Here is a 534-nt window from a genome sequence, read left to right on the forward strand (position 1 = left end):
AAATCCCCGTAAAGGCAGATGCGTGCCATGCCCGGTGACGCCAGAGGGAGTGTGTGCGTCGCTGCCATTTGTCGGTATACCTCTCTCGTTTGCTCAGTTGTTCAGGAATATGGTGCAGCAGCTCGCCATCACCACAGTAAATAGCGGCATGATTCGGCACCGATGAACCAAAGCAGCACAGCAGCACATCGCCCGGCTGCGCCGCTGACAACGGCACCTGATACAGCCCCGTTGCCTCCAGATTATCCAGATAGAGATTCTGACCGTGACGCCACCAGTCATCCTCCCGCGTAAAATCCGGCATCTCAATCCCCGCCAGATGGTAAGCGTCCCGGAACAGCGTGTAACAGTCCGTCACCCCGTGCTCAAAGCGCCGCCCGGTGAGATGCGGCACACAGCGGAACTTGTGAATCGCCCCCCGGCAGACCAGCCACCACGGCAAATCACTCTGCACCTGCAGCCGCCGGTCGGCCTCACTCAGCCAGGGCAGACCACCGGGATGACTGTGGACCAGCGCCACAATCTCACCCTGCA

1 protein-coding gene is annotated in these 534 nt (G+C 60.1%); it reads right to left on the reverse strand.

Annotated features, from left to right (window positions below; translation table 11 throughout):
- Positions 1–534: NlpC/P60 family protein (locus A9587_RS24280; RefSeq protein WP_105281996.1), on the reverse strand; the 534-nt coding region annotated here is incomplete at both ends.

Source organism: Escherichia sp. MOD1-EC6162, from assembly GCF_002965125.1.
Taxonomy (GTDB): domain Bacteria; phylum Pseudomonadota; class Gammaproteobacteria; order Enterobacterales; family Enterobacteriaceae; genus Escherichia; species Escherichia marmotae.